This is a genomic window from Methylomonas sp. Kb3, assembly GCF_002834115.1.
GTDB lineage: Bacteria > Pseudomonadota > Gammaproteobacteria > Methylococcales > Methylomonadaceae > Methylomonas > Methylomonas defluvii.
On sequence record NZ_PIZT01000069.1, the window covers coordinates 439963 to 462704 of the forward strand.

At 51.2% G+C, this 22742-nt stretch carries 20 protein-coding genes; 15 read left to right on the top strand and 5 right to left on the bottom strand.

Annotated features, from left to right (window positions below; translation table 11 throughout):
• The first annotated feature begins 113 nt into the window (after positions 1-113).
• Positions 114-1424 (top strand): histidine kinase, encoded by a 1311-nt coding sequence (locus CWO84_RS23140; protein ID WP_033158090.1) that lies wholly within the window; start codon positions 114-116, stop codon positions 1422-1424.
• Positions 1421-2065, top strand: coding sequence for a response regulator transcription factor (locus tag CWO84_RS23145; protein WP_033158089.1), 645 nt, complete (start codon positions 1421-1423; stop codon positions 2063-2065). Before CWO84_RS23140 ends, CWO84_RS23145 begins: the two co-directional genes overlap by 4 nt.
• Positions 2066-2180: 115 nt before the next feature.
• Here CWO84_RS23145 and CWO84_RS23150 read toward each other — a convergent pair whose 3' ends face one another.
• Entirely contained in the window at positions 2181-3011 is an 831-nt protein-coding gene (locus CWO84_RS23150; protein WP_101055516.1) for an HDOD domain-containing protein, read from the bottom strand.
• A gap of 145 nt (positions 3012-3156) precedes the next feature.
• Positions 3157-4899: a methyl-accepting chemotaxis protein gene (locus CWO84_RS23155; protein WP_240618133.1), complete on the bottom strand. Its 1743-nt coding sequence runs from the start codon at positions 4897-4899 to the stop codon at positions 3157-3159.
• A 134-nt stretch (positions 4900-5033) separates the two neighbouring features.
• Here CWO84_RS23155 and CWO84_RS23160 point away from each other — a divergent pair, with 134 nt between their 5' ends.
• From CWO84_RS23160 to CWO84_RS23220, 13 genes are all read left to right on the top strand, one after another.
• Positions 5034-5516, top strand: coding sequence for a low molecular weight protein-tyrosine-phosphatase (locus CWO84_RS23160; RefSeq protein ID WP_165786444.1), 483 nt, complete (start codon positions 5034-5036; stop codon positions 5514-5516).
• Positions 5517-5538: 22 nt separating this feature from the next.
• Positions 5539-6258, top strand: a complete 720-nt coding sequence (locus CWO84_RS23165; RefSeq protein ID WP_033158085.1) for a dienelactone hydrolase family protein — start codon at positions 5539-5541, stop codon at positions 6256-6258.
• A gap of 126 nt (positions 6259-6384) precedes the next feature.
• Positions 6385-9000 (top strand): DNA gyrase subunit A, encoded by a 2616-nt coding sequence (gene gyrA / locus CWO84_RS23170; RefSeq protein WP_033158084.1) that lies wholly within the window; start codon positions 6385-6387, stop codon positions 8998-9000.
• A 2-nt stretch (positions 9001-9002) separates the two neighbouring features.
• Positions 9003-10082, top strand: coding sequence for a 3-phosphoserine/phosphohydroxythreonine transaminase (gene serC, locus CWO84_RS23175; RefSeq protein ID WP_101055519.1), 1080 nt, complete (start codon positions 9003-9005; stop codon positions 10080-10082).
• A gap of 10 nt (positions 10083-10092) precedes the next feature.
• Positions 10093-11178, top strand: a complete 1086-nt coding sequence (gene pheA, locus CWO84_RS23180) for a prephenate dehydratase (protein WP_033158082.1) — start codon at positions 10093-10095, stop codon at positions 11176-11178.
• An 11-nt stretch (positions 11179-11189) separates the two neighbouring features.
• Positions 11190-12293: a histidinol-phosphate transaminase gene (hisC, locus tag CWO84_RS23185; protein WP_033158081.1), complete on the top strand. Its 1104-nt coding sequence runs from the start codon at positions 11190-11192 to the stop codon at positions 12291-12293.
• Entirely contained in the window at positions 12286-13161 is an 876-nt protein-coding gene (locus CWO84_RS23190) for a prephenate dehydrogenase/arogenate dehydrogenase family protein (protein ID WP_101055520.1), read from the top strand. Before hisC ends, CWO84_RS23190 begins: the two co-directional genes overlap by 8 nt.
• A 10-nt stretch (positions 13162-13171) precedes the next feature.
• Complete coding sequence (aroA, locus tag CWO84_RS23195; RefSeq protein WP_033158079.1) at positions 13172-14488, top strand: 3-phosphoshikimate 1-carboxyvinyltransferase; 1317 nt, start codon at positions 13172-13174, stop codon at positions 14486-14488.
• 1 nt (position 14489) lies between these two features.
• Positions 14490-15146 carry a (d)CMP kinase gene (gene cmk, locus CWO84_RS23200; protein ID WP_033158078.1) on the top strand — a complete coding sequence of 219 codons (657 nt, stop codon included), beginning with the start codon at positions 14490-14492 and terminating at the stop codon, positions 15144-15146.
• Positions 15147-15242: 96 nt separating this feature from the next.
• Positions 15243-16904, top strand: a complete 1662-nt coding sequence (rpsA, locus tag CWO84_RS23205; protein WP_033158077.1) for a 30S ribosomal protein S1 — start codon at positions 15243-15245, stop codon at positions 16902-16904.
• Positions 16905-16970: 66 nt separating this feature from the next.
• Entirely contained in the window at positions 16971-17276 is a 306-nt protein-coding gene (locus CWO84_RS23210; RefSeq protein ID WP_084153381.1) for an integration host factor subunit beta, read from the top strand.
• A gap of 166 nt (positions 17277-17442) precedes the next feature.
• Positions 17443-18402, top strand: a complete 960-nt coding sequence (locus tag CWO84_RS23215; RefSeq protein WP_033158076.1) for an acetylxylan esterase — start codon at positions 17443-17445, stop codon at positions 18400-18402.
• Positions 18403-18405: 3 nt separating this feature from the next.
• Entirely contained in the window at positions 18406-19134 is a 729-nt protein-coding gene (locus CWO84_RS23220) for an alpha/beta hydrolase-fold protein (protein ID WP_033158075.1), read from the top strand.
• Positions 19135-19166: 32 nt separating this feature from the next.
• Here CWO84_RS23220 and ftsH read toward each other — a convergent pair whose 3' ends face one another.
• The 3 genes from ftsH to purE form a co-directional block, all read right to left on the bottom strand.
• Entirely contained in the window at positions 19167-21008 is a 1842-nt protein-coding gene (gene ftsH / locus CWO84_RS23225; protein WP_101055749.1) for an ATP-dependent zinc metalloprotease FtsH, read from the bottom strand.
• Positions 21009-21080: 72 nt separating this feature from the next.
• On the bottom strand, positions 21081-22175 hold the full coding sequence (locus CWO84_RS23230) for a 5-(carboxyamino)imidazole ribonucleotide synthase (protein ID WP_101055521.1): 1095 nt from the start codon (positions 22173-22175) through the stop codon (positions 21081-21083).
• Positions 22172-22669, bottom strand: a complete 498-nt coding sequence (gene purE, locus CWO84_RS23235; protein WP_033158073.1) for a 5-(carboxyamino)imidazole ribonucleotide mutase — start codon at positions 22667-22669, stop codon at positions 22172-22174. The genes CWO84_RS23230 and purE overlap by 4 nt, the downstream gene beginning before the upstream one ends.
• Between the last annotated feature and the right edge of the window lie 73 nt (positions 22670-22742).

A 22742-nucleotide genomic window follows, 5' to 3' on the forward strand; every position in this document is an offset into this window, starting at 1 on the left:
ATTCAGGGGCTCCAATTTGCAGTTCTCATCGCCAGGAAATAAATAAGAATTTTTCCTATAGCTGTGTGGGAAGCTAGACGGGATAATAGAGGGTTTTCAACGCACTCCACGTTATGAGCCTTCGCTACCAGATTATCTGTCGCATCCTGCTGTCTTCGGTTTGTATTTTGGTATTGGGCGGGGCGATTGCGGTCTGGCAAGCCCGCCAAGCGGTCGAGAAGGAGGTGGATGCCTCGATTCATCTGGCCTTGCAGCTGACCTTGGGCATCACCGATACCCCGGTATTTCAACAAAGCGACGATTTATCCCGCTTCAGCGCCTTGCGGCAAACGCGGCATTTGAGCATTCAATTGCAAAAGCCGGACGGACAGTTAATCCATTTCGCCGGCGAAAATCAACCGACCAATCCCGAAGAAATGCCGCCTAGTTGGTTTATCCGCTTGGTGAAGGGCGACTATCCCAAAGTCGAGCATCAGCTGAACATGCAGGACGGCAAGTTATTGACGCTGATTATTCAGGCTCAGCCGCTCGATGAAATCACTGAAGTCTGGCAGGAAAGCGTGGCGTTTTTTGCGTCGATTTCCTTGTTGACTATGTTGACTTTTCTGGCGGTCAATCTGGTATTTAATAAGTCTTTGCAATCGATTGCGGTCATCGTGGACGCCTTGCGCCTGATCGAAACCGGCCAATATCGGCAACAATTGCCGCCATTTTCCACGCAGGAATTCGATGATATTGCCAAGGCAATCAATCATATGACGGTTGAATTGGAAAAAACCCGCCAGGAAAATCGCGCATTGACACAGCATTCGCTAGCCATTCAGGAAGAAGAGCGCCAACGCCTGTCTCAGGAATTGCATGACGAATTTGGCCAATCCCTGACGGCTATCAAAGTGATGGCGGTTACGGCAGCGCATCGTAAAGCCGACGCGGCTAAAATAACCGCAACAATCGCGGAAATTTGCGATCACTTAATGACTGTGGTGCGTTCGATGATGCAGCAATTGCATCCTCTGGTCTTGACCGAATTAGGATTGAAGGCCACTTTGGAAGAGATGGTTAATCATTGGTCGGAACGCAATGCCGACCTGCGTCTGACGATTCGTTGTAGCGACGCAGTGGATGGTTTGGATAAAAATCTGACTATTCAAGTGTTTCGGGTGATTCAGGAGTGTTTGACTAACGTGGTGCGCCATGCACAAGCCCATAGCGTGACAATTGACTTGGATAAGCTGGATCTCCCCCAGGCATGTTTGCAACTTAAAGTGCAGGATGACGGACGCGGCTGCGATTTGCAGACTACCAGTCAAGGCTTTGGTTTGCTGGGTATAAAAGAACGTATCAAGTCGCTGGACGGCGAATTGCAGGTGTTGTCTCGCCCTGGTTCAGGTATGTTGGTTAATGCGCGAATCCCACTCGTATGAATAACAAGATAAAAATCGTGTTGGTGGATGACCACCTGGTGGTGCGGGCTGGTTTTAAAATGCTGTTGGCTGCCGGGGATAGTGTCGAAGTTATCGGCGAAGCCGAGCGTGGTGAACAGGCTATTCAGCTTTATCAAGAATTACAGCCCGATATGTTGGTGATGGATTTGTCCATGCCGGGGATTGGCGGTTTGGAAACTATTCGGCGGATCATTCAGCGCGATAGTGAGGCAAGAATTTTAGTTTTTAGTGTGCATCATGAACAAGTTTATGTCAGCCGGGCATTGGCAGCCGGCGCGCAGGGCTATATCACCAAAAATAGCGCTCCCGGTATTCTTGCCGAAGCGATAGCGGCAATTATGGCTGGTCAACAGTATGTCGAGCGCGGTTTGGTCAAGGGGGGCGGTGAAGAACGCCAGCACACCGGTTATCACGCGATAATCGCCGGTTTTTCTGCACGCGAGTTCGATGTATTTAGCTTGCTTGCCCAAGGGTTGACGGTGCATAAGATCGCCGATCAACTGTGTTTGGGTCATAAAACCGTGGCGAACTACGCCACGCAAATCAAGAAAAAGCTCCAGGTGGACACTACCACCGAGCTTGCTCATATTGCGGTCAATTTGGGGATGACGGCGCGCTGATACTGGGTTTTAGGGTGCGGTGGACTCTATGAGGCGGGGGCTTAAATAGCGAGACTGGTGTGGCAATCGTTCAGGCAAATAAATTCGTCTGAACGATTATTGAAAATTATGTTTCTTAATCCAGAAGGCCGTCGAGTTCAGATTTAGCCGCTAGAACATCCGGCAGTTTTTCCTTAAGAAGTTGCTCCGATAGGCCTAAAAGTGCGGTTAATTGATTGGGTAACGAGGCTAAAATCTGATTTTCATCCAAACCCTGATCTTGGTAATCGCTGATTGCATGGGCGAGGAAAACTGTGCAAGCTAACTTGTTAGGCGTCTCCGCAGCCAAAGGTTCCGCCGATTGCTCGATGGTTTCGACTAATTCGTCAGCAAATTTCCAGCGACGGCAAAGCTCCGCGCAGACTGCCGGGCTGGTATAGCCCAAGCGCCTTTTTTCAATTTCCAATCTGACGTTGCCGTTTTTCACATGCTGATCAATTTCGTTGGCTTCACGGGGACTGCCAATGTGAATGAGCAGGTTGCCCAGATTGCTGATTAGCCCGGCAGTATAGGCGATGTCGGCTGCCAGGCCCGCTTGGGCCGCGAACCATCTTGCATAACCTGCTGTGCGAAAACTATTCCGCCAGCTTTGTTTGACATCGAAATTATCCAATTGCGGTACCACACCGACAATCCCGGATGCGATCACCAAGGTTTTCAGCTGGTTCATGCCCAGCAAGGTGATGGCTTCATCTATTGAGCCAATTTTACGGGATAAACCAAAATGCGCGGAGTTGACCAAACGCAGGATTTTTAAAACAATCACCTGCTCTTTTTCCACGTTTTTGGCTATGTCGAGCATATCCGCGTTGGGATTGTTTAGCTGATTGATGAGGGATCTGACGACTTCGGGTACTTGCGGAATTTTGTGGATTTCATCGAACAGTTGGTTCATTTTTGTGGGCATGTCTTCATCCTTAAGCTACGAAACTGTAATTATTTTTAGAGAATTATAGCCAGCCTCGGCGAACAAACCTTATAAATTTAAACCGGTTCAGGGCCCGGCGCCGCCTGAATCCAGGTTACGCCGGGCCAAGCGGATAGCGGTTTAGCTAGGTCTTAAAGTTTCCAACCATGGAGCGTAACTGATTCGCCAGGTCAAGTAATTCGTGGCAGGCATCCGCCGTATTTTTCGCGCCAATCGAAGTCTCTTCGGATACCCGGCTGATATTGCTGATGTTGCGATTGATTTCCTCGGCTACAGCGGTTTGCTCCTCGGCCGCGCTGGCTATCTGATTATTCATATCGTTAATGGTATCGATACGTTCACTGATAGTGGTTATCGAACCTCCGGCGGATGCGGCTTGCTCTACGCTGGAGTTGGCGCGGCTTCTACCGTTTTCCATCACGGCCACGGCCTGTTTCGCGCGGTCCTGCAAGCGTTCGATGGTTTTTTGAATTTCCAAAGTGGAGTTTTGGGTGCGGCTGGCCAAGGTTCTCACTTCATCCGCTACTACCGCGAAGCCACGACCTTGCTCGCCAGCCCTCGCGGCTTCTATGGCGGCGTTCAGTGCCAGCAAATTGGTTTGCTCGGCAATACCTTGAATCACGCCTAATACCTCGCCAATACTGTTACTGTCGTTTTCCAGTTCGTGTATCACATTGGCGGCGTTTTCCACTTCAGACGCCAAGCTGTTGATGCCATGTACCGCATCTTTCACGATGTTTTTGCCTGACGACGCTTCACGGTCGGCGATTTCGGCGGCTTCCGATGCTCTAACGGCATTTTTTGCGACTTCTTGCACCGTCGATGTCATTTGCTTCATGGCATTAGCCACCAACGTGGTTTCGTGCAATTGCCGCTCAACACCGGCTTGAGTCGATTGGGTGATATTCGCAAGCTTATGGGAAGAGCTGGCCAGTTTTTCGCTGGTGGAGCTGATCTGGTCGATGGTTTTGGCTATTTTGCGCACGAAGGTATTAAAACTCGATGCAATCCAGGCAAATTCCGACTTGCCGCTCGCATCCAGGCGAGCCCGCAGGTCGCCTTCGCCACTACCGATGTCCTGCAGTTTCAAAGCCAATGCTGTCAGCGGACCGATGATGATTTTGCTCATCGTGAAGTAGCCGGTAAAACCAATGATGATCAGTGTTATGCATAAGAAGCCGATAGCGTAGAAGGTATTATTCTTCAGCTCGGCTAGCGCCACGCTAAATGGGGTGACGATCTCAAATGCACCATGCAAGTCGCCGGCGTGGCGATTTTCCATCGGATACCCCAGTAAATCTTGGCCCTTTTCGTTATTCCAGAGACTTTGCGATGTCTTGGGGTCGCCATGGCACAATTCGCATTGTTTGACTAATTTGACCGGGCGTAAATAGCGGACTTCCTGTTTTTCTTCGTCTACGTAGCTGAAGTCTTGGGCGGACGGGTTGCTTCTGAAAAACTCCAGCGCTTGACGCTCGATGTCATCCGCTGCGTTCCGGGGGTTTCGGGGGTTAAGAGACGGTGCTTTAAAACGAAAGCCGTGCTCTTTGGCTTCTGCTTCGATGACATCCCAGGCATTGGCCGTCGGTACGGTGGCGATCACCAGTTCTCTGGCTTTAGAGCTACCTTTTTGTTCGACCAATTGCATGAGTTGCTCAGGCGTGTAGATGCCGGCTTCCCATTTTTTTACGACATTGTCGCGGATTGATTCGGACAAAGTGAGTAGTTGCCGCGAGGCTTTGATTTCCCGGTCAATCAGCTTTTGTTTCTCAAAGCTTGAGTAAACAACCAAGATGGCTATGCCTAAAAGTGTTAGCACCGACATGGTGATAGAAACCACCTTTACCCCTACAGAATGCCAGTTCATCATCAACATCCGAAACTCCCCTAAAATACGCTTTAAATTTCTTGTATTAACTGTCTTTCCAGTACCGCCCTGAAGACATGCCAACCGAGTATAGCTTACAATTTAGCGTCAACTATTCTAAAAACTTAACAACTATGCGGAAAATCAAGGTTTTGTTTGTGTGTATGGGTAACATCTGTCGATCGCCCACCGCAGAAGGCGTTTTCTCTCATTTAGTGTCTACAAGAAACCTGGCGGAGCGCTTTCAAATAGATTCAGCCGGTACCCATGCCTACCATGTTGGCGATGCGCCCGATCTGCGCGCGCAAAAAGCCGCTCGCGACAGGGGGATTGAATTGAAACATCTGCGGGCGCGCAAAGTTGTGTCCGCAGATTTCGAAGCGTTCGATCACATTCTGGTCATGGACGACGAAAATCACGCCGTACTAAAAGAAGCCTGTCCGATTGATTTGAGTCATAAAATTCGCCATTTTCTCGATTATGCACCGCACTTGAATCAACGCGAAGTGCCAGACCCTTACTACGGTGGTAGTTATGGTTTTGAGCGGGTGCTGGATATGGTCGAAGAGGCATCGGCGGGATTTTTGCAGGCATTGCAACAAACGGGCGAGCTGTAATTAACGGGGTAGGAAAAAGCTCATGGCGATAATCTCGAATACGGTCAGTTACCTGGATCGCGACACGGTGCTGGAAGGTTTTTTTGCTTACGACGATGCGATTGTCGGTCAGAGACCGGTGGTGTTGATCCATCATGCTTGGGGTGGGCGAGACCAGTTTGTGGCTGACAAGGCCTTCAAGTTGGCGGAATTGGGTTACTTGGCGTTCGCTACCGATATGTACGGCAAAGGCGTCCTAGGTAAGACGCCCGAACAAAACGCCAAATTGATGCAACCCTTCATACAAGATAGGGCGAAATTGCAACAGCGCTTACAGGCAGCACTATCCACAGTCAAGCTGATGCCTTGGGCCGACAACGCCAGGATTGCGGCGATAGGCTTTTGTTTTGGTGGTTTATGCGCGCTGGATTTGGCGCGGACCGGTGTGGATATGCGTGGAGTAGTGTCGTTTCATGGATTGCTCGGTGCGCCTGAAAATATCCCGAACCCTCAAATCAAGGCGAAGGTACTGGTGTTGCATGGCTATGACGACCCTATGGCCTCCGCTGAGCAAGTGCTTGCCTTACAAGACGAATTAACCAAGGCTGGTGCGGACTGGCAGTTGCATAGCTACGGGCATACGATGCACGCCTTTACCAACCCGGTGGCTAATAATCCTGATTTTGGTACCGTTTATCAGCCGGTTGCTGATCGCCGGTCTTGGCAGGCGATGCAAAACTTTTTGAGCGAGATTTTTGCCTGACGGCAGAGGGTGGCGTTTGCTATAATCGACTGCTTTATAAACCTGTTAGCCATGCTTAAATGGAATTGATGCTTCAGGCTAACCCGTCGATCGATAAGCTTTCGACTGCACTGGAACCACGGACCCATGTCAGACTTCGCTAAAGAAATTATCCCCGTCAATCTCGAAGACGAGATGAAACAATCCTACCTCGATTACGCCATGAGCGTCATCGTCGGCAGGGCACTCCCCGATGTCAGAGACGGCCTCAAGCCGGTGCACCGTCGCGTCCTTTACGCGATGAACGAGCTCGGAAACGACTGGAACAAACCTTATAAAAAGTCGGCGCGTATCGTCGGTGACGTGATCGGTAAATACCATCCGCATGGTGATACAGCGGTTTACGACACCATGGTGCGGATGGCGCAGCCGTTTTCCTTGCGCTACATGTTAATCGATGGTCAAGGCAACTTCGGTTCGGTGGACGGTGATTCGCCGGCGGCGATGCGGTATACCGAAGTGCGAATGGCCAAAATCGCCCATGAATTACTCGCGGACCTGGATAAGGAAACCGTGGACTTCGTTGCCAACTACGACGAATCGGAATCTGAACCCACTGTGATGCCGACTCGGGTGCCTACTCTGTTAGTCAATGGCTCTGCCGGCATCGCGGTCGGTATGGCCACTAATATTCCTCCACATAATCTGGGTGAGATTATCAGCGCCTGCCTGGCCTTGATCGAAAACCCCGATCTGACGATTCCTGAATTAATGCAAATTGTGCCGGGACCGGATTTTCCGACCGCAGGGATCATCAATGGCGCCTCCGGTATTTTTGAAGCGTATGCCACCGGTCGTGGCCGGATTTACCTGCGTGGCCGCAGCCATTTTGAAGACATTGGCGATAGCGGTCGCCAAGCCATCATCACCACCGAGCTACCCTATCAGGTTAACAAAGCCCGCTTGCTGGAAAAAATCGCCGAACTGGTTAAAGAAGGTAAGTTAGACGGTATATCGGGCCTGCGCGACGAATCCGATAAGGACGGCATGCGCATGGTGATTGAACTGCGTCGTGGTGAAGTGCCGGACGTGGTGCTGAATAATCTGTACAAACAAACCCAAATGCAGACCGTATTTGGTATCAATATGGTGGCGCTGTACGACGGCCGTCCACATTTGATGAATCTGAAAGAGATTCTGGCGGCGTTTGTCGATCACCGTCGCGAGATCGTTACCCGCAGAACCATTTATAACCTGCGCAAGGCACGGGAGAGGGCGCATATTCTGGAAGGTTTGGCGGTTGCATTGGCTAATATCGACGAGATGATTGAGCTGATCAAATCCTCGCCCAGCCCGCAAGAAGCCAAAGTCGGCCTGCTAGCGCAGACCTGGAATGCCGGTTTGGTTGCGTCCTTGCTGGATAGAGCCGATGCGGATCGTTCGCGGCCGGACGATTTGTCTATCGAATTTGGCTTGGTAGACGGCTCTTACCGCTTATCCGAAAATCAGGCGCAGGCTATTTTGGATTTGCGTCTGCATCGCTTGACCGGCTTGGAACAAGAAAAAATCGTCAACGAATACAAGCAGCTGCTGGAACTGATCGACGAATATCTGCATATTTTGGGTAGCGATGTGCGCTTGATGGAAGTAATTCGCGAAGAGCTGGAAGAGATCAAAACTCAATACGGCGATACCCGCCGCACCGAAATCGTCCAGGATTATTCAAATCTGTCCGCTGAAGACCTGATTACCGAAGAAGATATGGTGGTGACGATGTCGCACGAGGGTTACGTGAAAACGCAGCCGCTCAGCGATTACAAAGCTCAGCGCCGCGGCGGCCGCGGTAAGTCGGCGACTGCAACGAAGGAAAACGATTTCGTCGAAAAACTAATCATCGCTAATACTCACGATACGATTCTGTGCTTCTCTTCGGCGGGTAAAGTCTATTGGTTACGGGTGTTTAATCTGCCGGTCGCCAGCCGGGCATCGCGCGGCAAGCCGTTTGTAAATCTGTTGCCGTTGGAAGAAGGCGAGAAGATCAATGCGATGTTGCCGGTCCGTGAGTACAGTGCGGATAAATACATTTTCATGGCCACATCATCGGGTACCGTGAAGAAAACCCCGTTGCCCGAGTTCGAACGCCAGCGCAGTAACGGCAAAATCGCTATCGATCTAAACGAAAACGACACTTTAGTGGGCGTGGCGATTACCGACGGGCAGCAAAACGTGTTGTTGTTCAGCAGTGATGGCAAGGCCGTGTGCTTCAACGAAACCGATGTGCGCTCCATGGGCAGGACCGCTACCGGCGTACGCGGTATCCGTCTGCAGGAAGGCCAAAAAGTCATATCCTTAATCATCGCCAGCGAAGGCACGGTGTTGAATATCACCGAAAACGGTTACGGCAAACGCACTAAGCTGGAAGAGTTTACCCAGCATAGGCGCGGCGGACAGGGCTTAATCGCGATTCAAACCTCCGAGAGGAATGGTGCGGTAGTCGGCGCGGTATTGGTTAACGATACTGACGAGATCATGTTGATCACTGACGGCGGTACGCTGGTGCGGACACGGGTTAAGGAAATTTCCATCGTCGGCAGAAATACTCAAGGTGTTACCGTCATTCGTCTGGATAAGGGCGAAAGAGTCGTTGGCGTTGATTGTATCGATGGTCTGGGCGATGAAGACGATGTGGACGGCGATATCGACGAAAACGATGTTGATGTGGTGGAAACAGACAGCGCCGAACAAGGCGGAGAAGAGGAGTAACGATGGCAAGGATTTACAACTTTAGCGCCGGTCCGTCCATGTTGCCGGAATCGGTACTGGTGCAAGCTCAACAAGAGATGTTGAATTGGCAAGATAGCGGCATGTCGGTGATGGAAATGAGCCACCGCGGTAAGCATTTCATGGCCATCGCCGAAGCGATGAAAAATGATTTGATCGAATTGCTCGCCATTCCGGCCAACTACAAGGTCCTGTTTCTGCAAGGCGGTGCCAGCGCGCAATTTGCAATGATCCCGCAAAACATTCTGAACGGCAAAACCAAGGCCAGTTACGTGAACACTGGAGCCTGGTCTACCAGTGCTATCAAAGAAGCCGGTAAATATTGCGAAGTACAGCTTGCTGCCACCTCGGAAGCCGAAAAATTTACTACTATTCCAGCGCTCGATACCTGGAATATCGATAAAGACGCCGCTTATCTGCACTACACCTCTAACGAAACCATTCACGGCGTGGAATTTTCCGAAGTTCCCGACGCAGGGGATTTGCCCTTAGTGTGCGATATGTCTTCGAACATTTTGTCGCGTCCGGTCGATGTCAGTCGCTACGGCATTATTTATGCGGGTACTCAGAAAAATATGGGGCCTTCCGGCGTGACCGTGGTTATCGTTCGCGATGATTTAGTCGGCTTGGCACCAAAAACCGTGCCGGCTGTGTTCGACTACCAGCAACAGGCAAAAGCCGACTCCATGTTGAATACGCCTGCCACCTATAACTGGTATCTGTTGGGGTTGGTGTTGCAATGGCTGAAACAGCAAGGGGGTATCGCGGCCATTGAGCAGCATAATATTCGTAAAGCCGGCAAGCTTTACCAAGTTATCGATGAATCCAGCCTTTACAGCAATCCGGTGGTGAAAGACTACCGCTCCCGAATGAACGTGCCCTTCGTGTTGGCGGATGCGGCGCTGGATAAAGAGTTTTTGGTCTTGGCCGAGAAAAACGGCCTTAGCACGCTCGCAGGCCACCGTTCCGTCGGTGGCATGCGCGCCAGTATTTACAATGCTATGCCGGAAGCCGGGGTCGATGCCTTGATCGATTTCATGGCCGAGTTCGAACGTACTCACTAAGCAATCCAAAATGACGGCGATTATTCCTTTATCGGAGCTGCGCGAACGTATCGACGCGATTGATCAGCAAATATTGCAGTTGATCAATCGGCGGGCGGAGTGCGCTATTGAAGTAGCCAGAACCAAAATGGCCGAAGGCGAAACCGGTAGTTTTTACCGTGCTGATCGCGAAGCTCAGGTGTTGCGCAAAATCAAGGAGCTGAATCCGGGTCCATTGAGTGACGATGCTTCGGTGCATTTGTTCCGGGAATTGATGTCGGCTTGTTTGGCTTTGGAAAAACCCTTGGAAGTGGCGTTTTTGGGGCCGGTTGGCACCTTTACCCAGCAAGCAACCTTCAAACATTTCGGTCACGCCGTGAAGGGCATTCCGGTGGCGACAATACCGGAGATTTTTTTGGCGGTGGAAACCGGTCATTGTCAATTCGGCGTGGTGCCTGTGGAAAATTCCACCGAAGGCGTAATTGCGCATACGCTGGACCGTTTTATGACCACGTCCTTGCAAATTTGCGGCGAAGTCGAAATCCGGGTGCATCAAAACCTACTCGGTAAAATGGACACGTTGGCGGCGATTAACGAAGTCTATTCGCATCAACAATCCTTGGCGCAGTGTCGGCAATGGCTGAATAGCTATTTGCCGGGTGTGCCCTGCACGGCGGTCAGCAGTAATGCCGAAGCCGCCAGGCTGGCGTCTTTGGACCACAATAAAGCCGCGATAGCCGGTCTGATGGCGGCCGAATTGTATGAGTTGAACATCATCGAGCAACACATCGAGGATGAATCCAACAATACCACACGCTTTATCGTCATCGGCAAACAGCAGCCGGCATCCACCGGGCTGGATAAAACATCCATTTTGGTGTCCACCGGCAATCAAGCCGGCGCCTTGCATAAGATTTTGGGGCCGTTTGCCGAATACGGCATCAGCATGGCGCATATCGAGTCCAGGCCATCGCGGCAGGGCTTGTGGGAATACGTGTTTTTTATCGATATCGATGGTCATCGCGACGATCCCGATGTCGCCAAAGCTCTGGAAACCCTGCAAAACAACGTCAAAATGTTGAAAATCCTCGGCTCTTATCCAAAAGCCGTCATTTAATCTTTAATTCGATGAACAAATTTTTAGAACTTGCTACTGCCGGCGTTCAACAGCTGGTGCCTTATGTGCCCGGTAAACCGGTGGATGAATTGCAGCGCGAGCTGGGTATCGCAGAAGTCATCAAGCTGGCTTCCAACGAAAATCCATTGGGCACCGGCGCCAAAGTCGCGGCGGCTATTCAAGCAACCTTGCCCGAATTAACCCGTTATCCCGACGGCAGCGGTTTTACATTGAAAGCCGAATTGTCGGCCAAATTAAATGTGGCGCCCGAGCAAATTACCCTGGGTAACGGTTCCAGCGAGATTCTGGAATTGGTGATGCGGACTTTCGTTACGCCGGAACTGGAAGTAGTGTTTTCCCAGCACGCATTCGCGTTATATCCAATTCTGACGCAAGCCGTCGGCGCCAAAGCCAAAGTGGTGCCGGCTAAAAATTACGGGCATGATTTGGCGGCAATGCGGGCGCAAGTCGGTCCAAAAACCCGAGTCGTGTTTATTGCCAATCCCAACAATCCAACCGGTACTTTGCTGAATAAAAACGAACTGGAAAGCTTTATCGCTGATTTGCCAGCGCATGTGCTGTGCGTCTTAGACGAGGCTTATTACGAGTTTGTCGATCCTGCCGTGCGAACCGAATCGTTGGCTTGGCCGAATCGTTATCCGAATCTGATTATTGCCCGCACGTTCTCCAAGGCCTACGGCTTGGCGGGGTTGCGTATCGGTTACGGGATTTCCTCCCCTGACATCGCCGATCTGTTGAACAGAGTGCGCCAACCTTTCAATTGCAGCATGCTGGCATTAGCCGCAGCGGAAGCCGCGCTGGGGGACACAGATTACCTGAATCAGACCGTGGCTCTTAACAACGCCGGTATGACGCAACTGACTGATGTTTTTAAGGAATTGGATTTACCCTGGATTCCCTCGTCCGGCAATTTCGTTTCCGTGGATGTGAAACAACCGGCTTTGCCGATTTACGAGGCCTTGCTGCGCAAGGGCGTAATCGTAAGGCCGGTTGCCAATTACGAAATGCCTAACCACCTGCGTGTCAGTATCGGCACGGAACGTGAAAACGCCATATTCATAAAAGCGTTGCGCGAGGTGCTGAGCGGTGTTTAACCGCCTGTGCATCATCGGCATCGGTTTGATCGGCGGTTCTATTGCCAGGGCCGCGCGCGCCCAAGGCTTATGTCGTGAAGTCGTTGCCTACGGCCGGGAGAAAAATCTGCCGAATATGCAATTGGCGAAGCAACTCGGTGTCATCGACCAGTTTTACACCGACATAGCTGCGGCATTGCAAAATACCGATTGCGTAATCGTCGCCACTCCGGTCGGTAGCATGAAGGCTATTTTCGAACAAATTAAACCGCACTGGAACTCGAATGCTATTTATAGTGATGCGGGCAGCACCAAGGGCAGCGTGGTTTCCGCATTGGCGGAAGTTTTCGGTACCGTACCCAGCAATTTTGTGCCTGCTCACCCGATTGCCGGCGCCGAGCGCAGCGGTGTGGACGCCTCGACCGCCGATTTGTTTGTCAATCGCCGCCTGATCCTGACGCCGCTAGAAAGCACCGATAAGCTGGCGCTGGCGAAAATCCATGCATTTTGGGAAAAGATCGGCTCCAGTGTTTCGGTGATGTCGGTGGAACATCACGACACTGTGCTGGCCGCCACCAGCCATCTGCCGCATATTTTGGCTTTCGCCTTGGTCGGTTTGTTGGGGCGCAAGGACGAACAGCGCGAGATATTCAAATATGCCGCCGGCGGTTTCCGGGATTTCAGTCGCATCGCCTCCAGCGACCCGACCATGTGGCAGGATATTTGTCTGGCAAACAAACAGGAAATCGTGCCCTTGATTCGCCAGTTTCAAGCGGAATTAAGCAAAATAGAACAATTGCTGGTCGAGGATCAATCCGCGCAATTGTTCGAAACCTTTACGTATGCCAGAAATGCCCGGCAGCGTTTTCTCGATCAACAAGAAGACTAAGAAGATTAACATGTCACAAACCATTACTTTTCAAGTGCAGCCGGGCGGTAGTTTGCGCGGCGAAATCCGTGTGCCGGGCGATAAGTCCATGTCGCACCGTTCGATTATGCTGGGTTCACTGGCGGAAGGTGTCACGCACGTCACCGGTTTTTTGAATGCGGAAGATGCCATTTCTACCTTGGAAGCGTTTCGGGCCATGGGTGTAAAAATCGAAGGGCCGGTCAATGGCGAAGTGACGATACACGGCGTTGGCAAGCACGGTTTGCAAGCGCCGGAGAAACCTTTGTATTTGGGCAACTCCGGTACTTCAATGCGACTGCTGAGTGGTCTGTTGGCAGGTCAGCCGTTCGATGTGGTGTTGACTGGCGATAAGTCGCTGGAATCGCGGCCGATGAAGCGCGTCACCGTGCCGTTGGCGCTGATGGGCGCCGAGATTGTTACCCAGGAAAACGGCACCGCGCCGCTGCATATCAAAGGCAAGGCCGGAAAATTGCAAGGCATTCATTACGATATGCCTATCGCCAGCGCTCAGGTCAAATCCTGTTTGCTGTTGGCGGGCATGTATGCCGAAGGTGAAACCAGCGTCACCGAACCAGCGCCGACCCGCGACCATACCGAGCGGATGTTGAACGGATTTGGTTATCCAGTCATCCGCGAAGGCAGCACAGCCCGTATTACCAATCAAGGCAAATTGACTGCCGCGCGCATTGATGTACCCAGCGATATTTCCTCGGCGGCGTTCTTTCTGGTCGGTGCCAGTATTGCGCCTGATTCGGATGTGACCTTGCGTCACGTCGGCATCAATCCGACACGTACCGGCGTGATCGATATTTTGCGCCTGATGGGGGCGAATATCGAAGTATTGAACGAGAGAGAAGTCGGCGGTGAACCCGTAGCCGATTTGCGTGTGCGTTCGGCACAGTTGAAAGGCATCAACATCCCCGAGCATTTGGTGCCGCTGGCCATCGACGAGTTTCCAGTCTTGTTCGTGGCCGCTGCTTGTGCGGAAGGCCAAACCGTATTGACTGGCGCCGAAGAATTACGAGTCAAGGAATCCGACCGGATTCAAGTGATGGCTGACGGTTTGCAAATTCTCGGTGTCGATGCGCAGCCAACCAAAGATGGTATGGTGATTAACGGCGGCGGTCACATTGGCACTGGGGAAGTGGAATCGCATGGCGATCACCGTATCGCTATGTCCTTTTCGATTGCCGGTTTGCGCGCCAACGGCCCGATCACCATCAGGGATTGTGCGAACGTGAATACATCATTTCCGGAGTTCCGCGATTTGGCTACCAAACTGGGTTTGGCATTAACGAGTTTTTAAGATGCAAGTACCCGTATTGACGATAGATGGTCCCAGTGGCGCAGGTAAAGGCACGGTCAGCCGCGCCGTCGCGAAACTTTTGGGCTGGAATTATCTGGATAGTGGCTCGATTTACCGCTCGTTGGCTGTAGCAGTCTTAAAATCCAGTGTCGAGTTATCGGACGTAACCGCTATTTGCCGAGTCGCTGAAGCTATGTCGTTAGAATTCGATTGTGGCGAACAGTTGATCGTTAAGCTTGATGGCGCCGATATTACTAGCCAACTTGGCTCCGAAACCACCGGCAATACTGCGTCCATCATTGCCGCTTATCCGGAAGTAAGGGCAGTGTTATTGCAAAAACAAAAGGATTTTCAAAGGCTTCCGGGCTTGGTCGCCGATGGTCGAGACATGGGTAGCGTCGTATTTCAGGACGCCAATATCAAGGTTTATTTAACCGCCAGCGCGGAGGAAAGAGCGCTGAGAAGATATAAACAGTTGATTGAAAAGGGAATTGATGCTAACCTTCCCCAAATCACTCGGGAAATAGAAGAACGCGATTTTCGCGATCAGCAGCGAGCTACAGCTCCGCTCACCGTACCGGAAGGTGCACATTTTATCGATTCATCTAGTTTGACTATTCAACAAGTGATTGATCAGGTAGTAAATTTAGTCGATTAAGGCTATTGGTGGTTATCGAATTGTTGTCGATGACTTTATTTTAATTTCAGAGAAGAGAAAGCTTGCTTGAGTCTTAGCAAGTTTGGGAAAGTAGAGATGGGCGAAAGCTTTGCAGAGTTGTTTGAAGAGAGTTATGCCAAGACCGAAATGCGTCCTGGCGCAATGCTAATTGGCACAGTTGTTGATATCGAAAATGAATTTGTTATCGTCAGCACACAAGCCAAATCAGAAGGGGTCATTCCTAAATGGCAATTTCTGAACGCCGACGGCGACCTAGAGGTCAACGTAGGCGACGAAATTGAGGTTGCTCTCGATTTATTTGAAGATGGCCTGGGCGCCACTCTTCTTTCCCGTGATAAAGCCAAGAAAAGTAAAGCTTGGGCGGAACTGGAAAAAGCCTTTGAAACACAAGAAACCATCGTCGGCCGTATCAACGGCAAAGTACGTGGCGGTTTCACTGTTGCAGTCGGTGCGTTGCGCGCCTTCTTGCCAGGCTCTCTGGTTGACGTTCGTCCTATACGCGATACCGCTTTCCTGGAAAACCGCGATCTGGAATTTAAAGTCATCAAAATCGACCAAAAACGTAACAACGTCGTGTTGTCACGTCGTGCGGTCGTCGAAAGCGAATACAGCGCAGAACGCGAAGAGTTGGTTAAAACGTTGCAAGACGGCGCGATTGTTACCGGTATCGTTAAAAACCTCACCGATTACGGTGCGTTTATCGATCTGGGCGGCGTCGATGGTTTGCTGCACATTACCGATATGGCATGGCGCCGTGTACGTCACCCATCCGAGTGTGTAGAAATTGGTCAGGAAGTTAAAGTTAAAGTCCTGAAATTCGACAAAGACAAAACCCGCGTCTCGTTGGGCATGAAACAAATGGATGAAGATCCATGGCAAAACATTGCTCGTCGTTACCCAGCCGGCACTCGCGTGTTCGGTAAGGTCAACAACCTGACCGACTACGGCTGCTTTGTGGAAATCGAAGAAGGCGTCGAAGGCTTGGTACACGTTTCCGAAATGGATTGGACCAACAAAAACGTCAATCCATCCAAAGTCGTGCAATTGGGCGACGAAGTTGAAGTTATGGTTCTGGAAATCGACGAAGAACGTCGTCGGATTTCACTGGGCATGAAACAATGCCGTTCCAACCCTTGGGATGAATTTGCCGCCACGCACAACAAAGGCGACAAAATCTCCGGCAAAATCAAATCCATCACTGATTTCGGTATCTTCATCGGTCTGGACGGTGGTATCGACGGTTTGGTTCACATGTCCGATATTTCCTGGAACGAGAACGACGAAGAAGCGATTCGCAATTACAAAAAAGGTGACGAAGTTGAAACCGTCATTCTGGCTGTTGATTCCGAGCGCGAACGTATCTCCCTGGGTATCAAACAACTCGAACAAGATCCTTTCCAAAACTACATTGCCGTGCATGAAAAAGGCAGCTTAGTTAAAGGCGTCATCAAGGAAATCGATGCTAAAGGTGCAGTGGTGACCTTGGCTGATAACGTTGAAGGCTATCTGCGCGCTTCCGAAATCCAACGTGACCGCGTCGAAGATGCGCGTACTTTGTTGAAAGAAGGCGAAGAAATCGAAGCTAAATTTGTCGGTGTCGACAAAAAGACTAAATCTATTTCTTTGTCTATCAAAGCGAAAGATGTCGAAGAAGAGTCTAATGCTATTAAAGATTACTCGTCACAAAATGCTGGCACAGCCACATTAGGCGATATCTTTAAACAAATGGACAAGTAGTAAAACCATCTCCAAGGGTGGCATGACTAGCTCATGTCACCCTTTTTTGATTATTCAGGGCTGGATGTGACGAAATCAGAATTGATAGAGATGCTGGCACGAAAACAGCCTCATCTCGCGCTTAAAGATGTTGAATTGGCAGTTAGATGCGTTGTTGATCACTTGAGCGATACGTTGGCAAGTGGCGATAGGATAGAAATTAGAGGTTTTGGCAGTTTTTCGTTACACCATCGTTCTGCACGACTGGGACGTAACCCCAAGACCGGCGATTCAGTGTCCTTAACAGAAAAGCATGTGCCGCATTTTAAACCGGGAAAGGAGTTACGGGATATGGTTGATGCTTCCAGGGAAAAATACAAAATCGTCGATTGACGATAGCTTGTAAACCAACAATAGCGACGCCCTCCCATGTTAGGGATGGTGTTGTACTTTAGATGATTTTCTAGTGGCGGCAGTGTCCGCCGCTTAAAATTTTGCCCCATTGCTAAATAGACCCTTAATACAGGATCTAGCTAGAATTTAATCAGGCCGGTAGCCCGTGAGCTTATTTGATCATTATTACAGCTATGATCCTGGCTATGGCTACAGTCTCGACGATCTGTTAAGTGTTCCCGCACCGCAAGAGCCTGCAGATTTCTGTCGGTTTTGGCAGGATAAATATCAAAAAGCCTTAACGGTCTCTCCGCAATTTTCTCTGAATTACCAATGCCAGCGCGCAGGCTATCGGGTTTATGACGTTAGCTATCGGTCTACCGATGATTTTCAGATAGCCGGCTGGTTGCTTGAGCCGGATGCGCAACCCATTACTCGGAGCATAGTGGTTGGCCATGGTTACGGTGGCAGAGAGCAACCCGACTTTCATCTGAACATACCGGGTGCCGCCTTGCTTTTTCCTTGTTTTCGCGGCATATCTCGCAGCCGCTGCGAGCGTTTGCCGGAACAACCCAATCAACATGTCGTGCAAGGCATTGATGATCCTAATCATTATGTAATCGGCGGATGCGTAGAAGATCTATGGTTGGCTGTATCCGTTCTAGCTGAGCATTATCCAGTAAGCGTGGATAAGATCGGCTACATGGGCATTAGCTTTGGTGGCGGAATCGGAGCGCTGGCCGCGCCCTGGGACGCCAGGATCAAGCGAGTACACTTAAATGTGCCCACCTTCGGCAACCAACCTTTGCGTTTAAGCTTGCCTACCAGTGGCAGTGCCGCGGCTTTGAAAGCCTACAGTCAATCTCACCATAATGTGTTTGACACATTAGCCTATTATGATGCCGCTGTCTCTGCGCGTTATGCATTGCAACCCTTGCATGGTGCCGTCGCGCGATTCGATCCGGTCGTAGCGCCACCCGGACAATTTGCAATCTACAACGCTTGGGCCGGCGATAAACAGTTATTTATATTGGATGCGGGGCATTTTGATTATCCGCGCCAACATGATCAGGAGCGGCAGCTGATTGCGGAGCTGCAAAGTTTTTTCGGGGAATCGTCGCTTTAGATTATGAATCGCGAATATCATCACTGGTACAGCCCGCGCTTGGGTCGCGACATGGAATTCCTGGTTTTCGGGCATGCCGGAGCCAAAGTACTGATTTTTCCTACTCGCGACGGCCGGTTTTACGAGTACGAGAACCTCGGCATTGTCGAACGGTTACGCAATAAAATTGAAGCGGGACACATACAACTGTACTGTGTTGACAGCATTGATCATGAAACTTTTTACTGCTTTTGGCGCAAGCCGAAAGACCGTATTCAGCGGCACATGTTTTTCGAAGACTACATACTGAACGAAATCATGCCGTTCATGGCCTTGAAAAATCCACACCCCTGCGTCATCGCGCACGGCTGTAGTTTAGGCGGTTATCATGCGGCCAATATTGCTTTCCGCCACCCGCATTTGTTCAGAAAATTAGTAGCCTTCTCCGGTCGTTTCGATTTGACGCTGGAAGTAGAGTGTTTCAAAAATTTGTTCGACGGCTACTATGACGATCATGTTTATTTTCATACGCCAACGCATTTTTTACCCAACCTGAATTGCCAAGCGCAATTAAAGCATTTGCAGCAAATGGAAATTACTTTGGTGATCGGTAAGGAAGATCCGTTTTTGCAGAACAATCACGAGTTAAGTCACATATTAGCGGCCAAGGGTATTCCCCATGCCTTATACGAATGGGAAGGGCGTGCGCATCAAGGCCACTACTGGCGCAGAATGGCCCCGCTGTATATCTGACAGACTCTATTCTGCTTGATGAGAAAAGCGCGCTACTGCTCTGGAGTGTCTGTGTCCAATGATTGTTTTACATCAGGTGTCGGCGGAGCGATGGTTCGACCTTGCATCAATTCATCTATCTGATGTTTGTCCAATGTTTCCCAGTCTAATAAGGCTTGCGCCATATTATGCAGAATATCGATATTTTCCTTCAGCAGGTTTTCGGCCCGTTGATAATTGTTGTCCACAATTAACCTGATCTCCCGATCAATCAAGCGCGCCATGTGTTCCGACATGGGTTTGGCTTGCGGTCCCAAGTAGCTGCCTTCGTTATCGCCGTAGTCCAGCGGCCCCAGGTTGTCGGATAGCCCCCATTTGGTGACCATATTACGGGCCAATTGGGTGGCGCGTTGGATGTCGTTGCTCGCGCCGGTGGTGACTTTATTCTTACCGTAAACCAGTGCTTCCGCGGCTCGGCCGCCGAACAGGCTGGAGATTTGGCCTTCCAATTTGTCCTTGCTGGCGCTGTATGCATCGCGCTCCGGCAAAAACATGGTAATGCCGAGCGCGCCGCCGCGCGGCATGATACTGACTTTGTAAACCGGATCGTGCTCGGGTACCAAACGGCCGACGATGGCGTGTCCGGCTTCGTGGTAGGCGGTCATCAGCAGGTCTTCGCGGCTCATTATCATTGTGCGCTTTTCCGCGCCCATGATGGTTTTGTCGCGAGCCTTATCCAGGTCGTTCATCGTAATTTCCCGCTGATTGTTGCGGGCGGCGAACAATGCACCTTCGTTGATCAGATTAGCCAATTCGGCGCCGGAAAAGCCCGGTGTGCCGCGCGCCAGATCATTCAAATTGACGTCATCGGCTAAGGGTACCCGGCTGGAATGTACCCTTAGAATTTGTTCGCGGCCTTTAATGTCCGGCAGGCTGACTTGCACTTGCCTGTCGAACCGTCCGGGGCGCAGCAAGGCTTTATCCAATACATCGATGCGGTTGGTGGCGGCGATGACGATGATGCCTTCGTTGCCGCTAAAGCCGTCCATCTCCACCAGCAATTGATTCAGCGTTTGCTCGCGCTCTTCCGTGCCGCCCATATTGCCGGGGCTGCGCTGCCGACCGACTGCGTCGATTTCGTCGATAAAAATGATGCACGGGGCCTGCTTTTTGGCTTGCACGAATAAATCGCGTACTCTGGATGCGCCAACGCCGACAAACATTTCCACGAAGTCAGAGCCGGAAATCGAGAAGAACGGCACACCGGCTTCCCCGGCAATCGCGCGGGCCAGCAAGGTTTTACCCGTGCCGGGAGGGCCGACCATCAGCACGCCTCTGGGGATTTTGCCGCCCAGGGCCTCGTATTTACCCGGTGCTTTTAGGAAATCGACCATTTCTGCGACGTCCTGCTTGGCCTCTTCGACGCCGGCAACGTCGCTGAAACGGATCTTTACCTGATTCTCCGTCATCAACTTGGCGCGGCTTTTACCGAAATTGTTTTGCGCGCCGGCGCCCAGCAGTTGCTTACGCATGAAATAAATCAATACCCCAATCAGCAAAAAGGTCGGCGCCCAGGAGTAAAACACCTGCATGAATGTCGATTGGGTTAAAGGTCTTTGCACGATGATCTTCACACCGTTCTGCAATAGATCGTCTATCACCGTGATGTCACCAGGGCTATATGCGGTAAAACGTGTGCCGTCATGCCTCAGACCGTTGATGGCTCTACCGTCGATCACCACTTCGGCTACCATTTTGCCGCGCACATCCTGGATGAAGTTGGAATAAGGAATATCGCCTTGCGATTTGTAGGTGGCAGGGGCAGGATTAAAAATGACAAATGCCGCGATGGCGATGCCGACCATTATCAACAATAAGAATAAAATTTTTTTCATGGTTGTGTTCTCTACGTTCTGCGGAGCGATTTTGGCTTGGGTGCCAAAACCGCCCGGATTCAAGCTAAGAGATCATGATTCGTCTACAGCCAGCGCTAAATTAGCCAAATGCTGTAAGGCCTCGCGATAGGCGGATTCCGCGTCGGCTCTGACCGTTGCATGCGCGACTTTTCGACCCTTGCGCGGCGTTTTATCGTAAAGATGTAGATGGGCGTTGGGAATGTTTAACAGTGTCGCGTCGTCGGCCAGACCACCGATGAAGTTCACCATGCCCGCATACCCGCGTGGCTGGGTTGAACCCAGCGGCAAATCCAGAATGGCCCGCAAGTGGTTTTCGAATTGGCTGGTTTCCGCGCCTTCTATGGTCCAATGTCCGGAGTTATGCACGCGCGGCGCAAATTCATTGGCTAGGAGTTCGCCGTTCAGATCGAACAACTCCAGGGCAATGACGCCGACGTAATCCAGTTTTCCCAGCAACAGACTGACGTAATTTTCGGCAATCGCTTGTTCGGGGTCGTTAGCACAGCATTCGGCCACGCGGAGAATGCCGCCGCGATGCTGGTTTTCCGACAAAGGGTAGTACGCGATTTCGCCGGACGGACTGCGGGCGGCGAGGATCGATACTTCGCGCTGAAACGGCACAAAGCCTTCGACGATGGACGCGGCGCCTTGCATGCTTTGCCAGGCGGACTCCAGTTCGTCGGCCGATTTTATAACCACCTGGCCTTTGCCGTCATAACCCATGCGTCGGCTTTTCAAAATAGCCGGGTAGCCGATTTCAGGCATGGCTTGTTGCAAGTCTGCCAGGCTATCGATAGGAGCGAACGGTGCGGTGCGGATGCCCAAGTCTTTGAAGAAATTCTTTTCCAGAAGGCGGTCTTGTGCAACGGCCAACGCACCCGCGGGTGGGTATACAGTAGTATGGCTGGACAGGAATTCGGCGACATGCGCCGGCACGTTTTCGAATTCGTAAGTCACGATGTCGGCTTTTTCCGCTAATTGAGCCAACAAATCCGGATCATCATAAGCCCCCAGCAAATGTTCGCTTAAACCGGCGGCGCCGGCATTGGGATCGGGATCGAGGACGATAAACTGTAAGCCCAGCGGATAACCGGCCAAGGCAATCATTCTGGCGAGCTGGCCGCCACCTAATATGCCTATCTTCATCCCGCCACCTGTCTTGGATCAGGGGTGGCGATCACGCTGTCGGTTTGTTGTTGCCGATAAGCATCCAGGGCGGGGCGATATTGCGGATGTTTGTTGCTGATAATCGCGGCGGCCAGCAAAGCGGCATTGATAGCGCCGGCTTTGCCGATGGCCAAGGTGCCCACCGGAATGCCGGCCGGCATTTGCACGATGGATAACAAAGAATCCATACCGTTCAAGGCTTTGGATTGCACCGGCACACCCAGTACCGGTAGAGCAGTTTTCGCGGCTGTCATGCCCGGCAAATGCGCAGCGCCGCCGGCACCGGCGATGATGACTTCCAAACCTTTGCCTTCCGCGGTTTCCGCATACTGAAACAACTTGTCGGGGGTGCGATGGGCCGAAACCACTTCCACTTCATGCGGAATATCAAGATGCTCTAAGGTTTGCGCTGCATGTTGCATGGTTTCCCAATCGGATGTGGAACCCATGATGATGCCTATCAATGCGGTCATGCAAAATCTCCGGTATTTGCGATCAGTCGAAACAAGCCCGATTATCGCATAAATGGGGAGATTTTCTCTGTCG

Bases quoted from the DNA above. Each gene is read 5' to 3' on its own strand.
- hisC (WP_033158081.1), top strand. From the start codon at position 11,190: ATGAACAAATTTTTAGAACTTGCTACTGCCGGCGTTCAACAGCTGGTG.
- CWO84_RS23145 (WP_033158089.1), top strand. From the start codon at position 1,421: ATGAATAACAAGATAAAAATCGTGTTGGTGGATGACCACCTGGTGGTG.
- aroA (WP_033158079.1), top strand. From the start codon at position 13,172: ATGTCACAAACCATTACTTTTCAAGTGCAGCCGGGCGGTAGTTTGCGC.
- CWO84_RS23220 (WP_033158075.1), top strand. From the start codon at position 18,406: ATGAATCGCGAATATCATCACTGGTACAGCCCGCGCTTGGGTCGCGAC.
- CWO84_RS23150 (WP_101055516.1), bottom strand. From the start codon at position 3,011: ATGCCCACAAAAATGAACCAACTGTTCGATGAAATCCACAAAATTCCG.
- rpsA (WP_033158077.1), top strand. From the start codon at position 15,243: ATGGGCGAAAGCTTTGCAGAGTTGTTTGAAGAGAGTTATGCCAAGACC.
- CWO84_RS23160 (WP_165786444.1), top strand. From the start codon at position 5,034: ATGCGGAAAATCAAGGTTTTGTTTGTGTGTATGGGTAACATCTGTCGA.
- purE (WP_033158073.1), bottom strand. From the start codon at position 22,669: ATGACCGCATTGATAGGCATCATCATGGGTTCCACATCCGATTGGGAA.
- CWO84_RS23155 (WP_240618133.1), bottom strand. From the start codon at position 4,899: ATGAACTGGCATTCTGTAGGGGTAAAGGTGGTTTCTATCACCATGTCG.
- gyrA (WP_033158084.1), top strand. From the start codon at position 6,385: ATGTCAGACTTCGCTAAAGAAATTATCCCCGTCAATCTCGAAGACGAG.
- CWO84_RS23140 (WP_033158090.1), top strand. From the start codon at position 114: ATGAGCCTTCGCTACCAGATTATCTGTCGCATCCTGCTGTCTTCGGTT.
- cmk (WP_033158078.1), top strand. From the start codon at position 14,490: ATGCAAGTACCCGTATTGACGATAGATGGTCCCAGTGGCGCAGGTAAA.
- CWO84_RS23165 (WP_033158085.1), top strand. From the start codon at position 5,539: ATGGCGATAATCTCGAATACGGTCAGTTACCTGGATCGCGACACGGTG.
- pheA (WP_033158082.1), top strand. From the start codon at position 10,093: ATGACGGCGATTATTCCTTTATCGGAGCTGCGCGAACGTATCGACGCG.
- serC (WP_101055519.1), top strand. From the start codon at position 9,003: ATGGCAAGGATTTACAACTTTAGCGCCGGTCCGTCCATGTTGCCGGAA.
- CWO84_RS23230 (WP_101055521.1), bottom strand. From the start codon at position 22,175: ATGAAGATAGGCATATTAGGTGGCGGCCAGCTCGCCAGAATGATTGCC.
- ftsH (WP_101055749.1), bottom strand. From the start codon at position 21,008: ATGAAAAAAATTTTATTCTTATTGTTGATAATGGTCGGCATCGCCATC.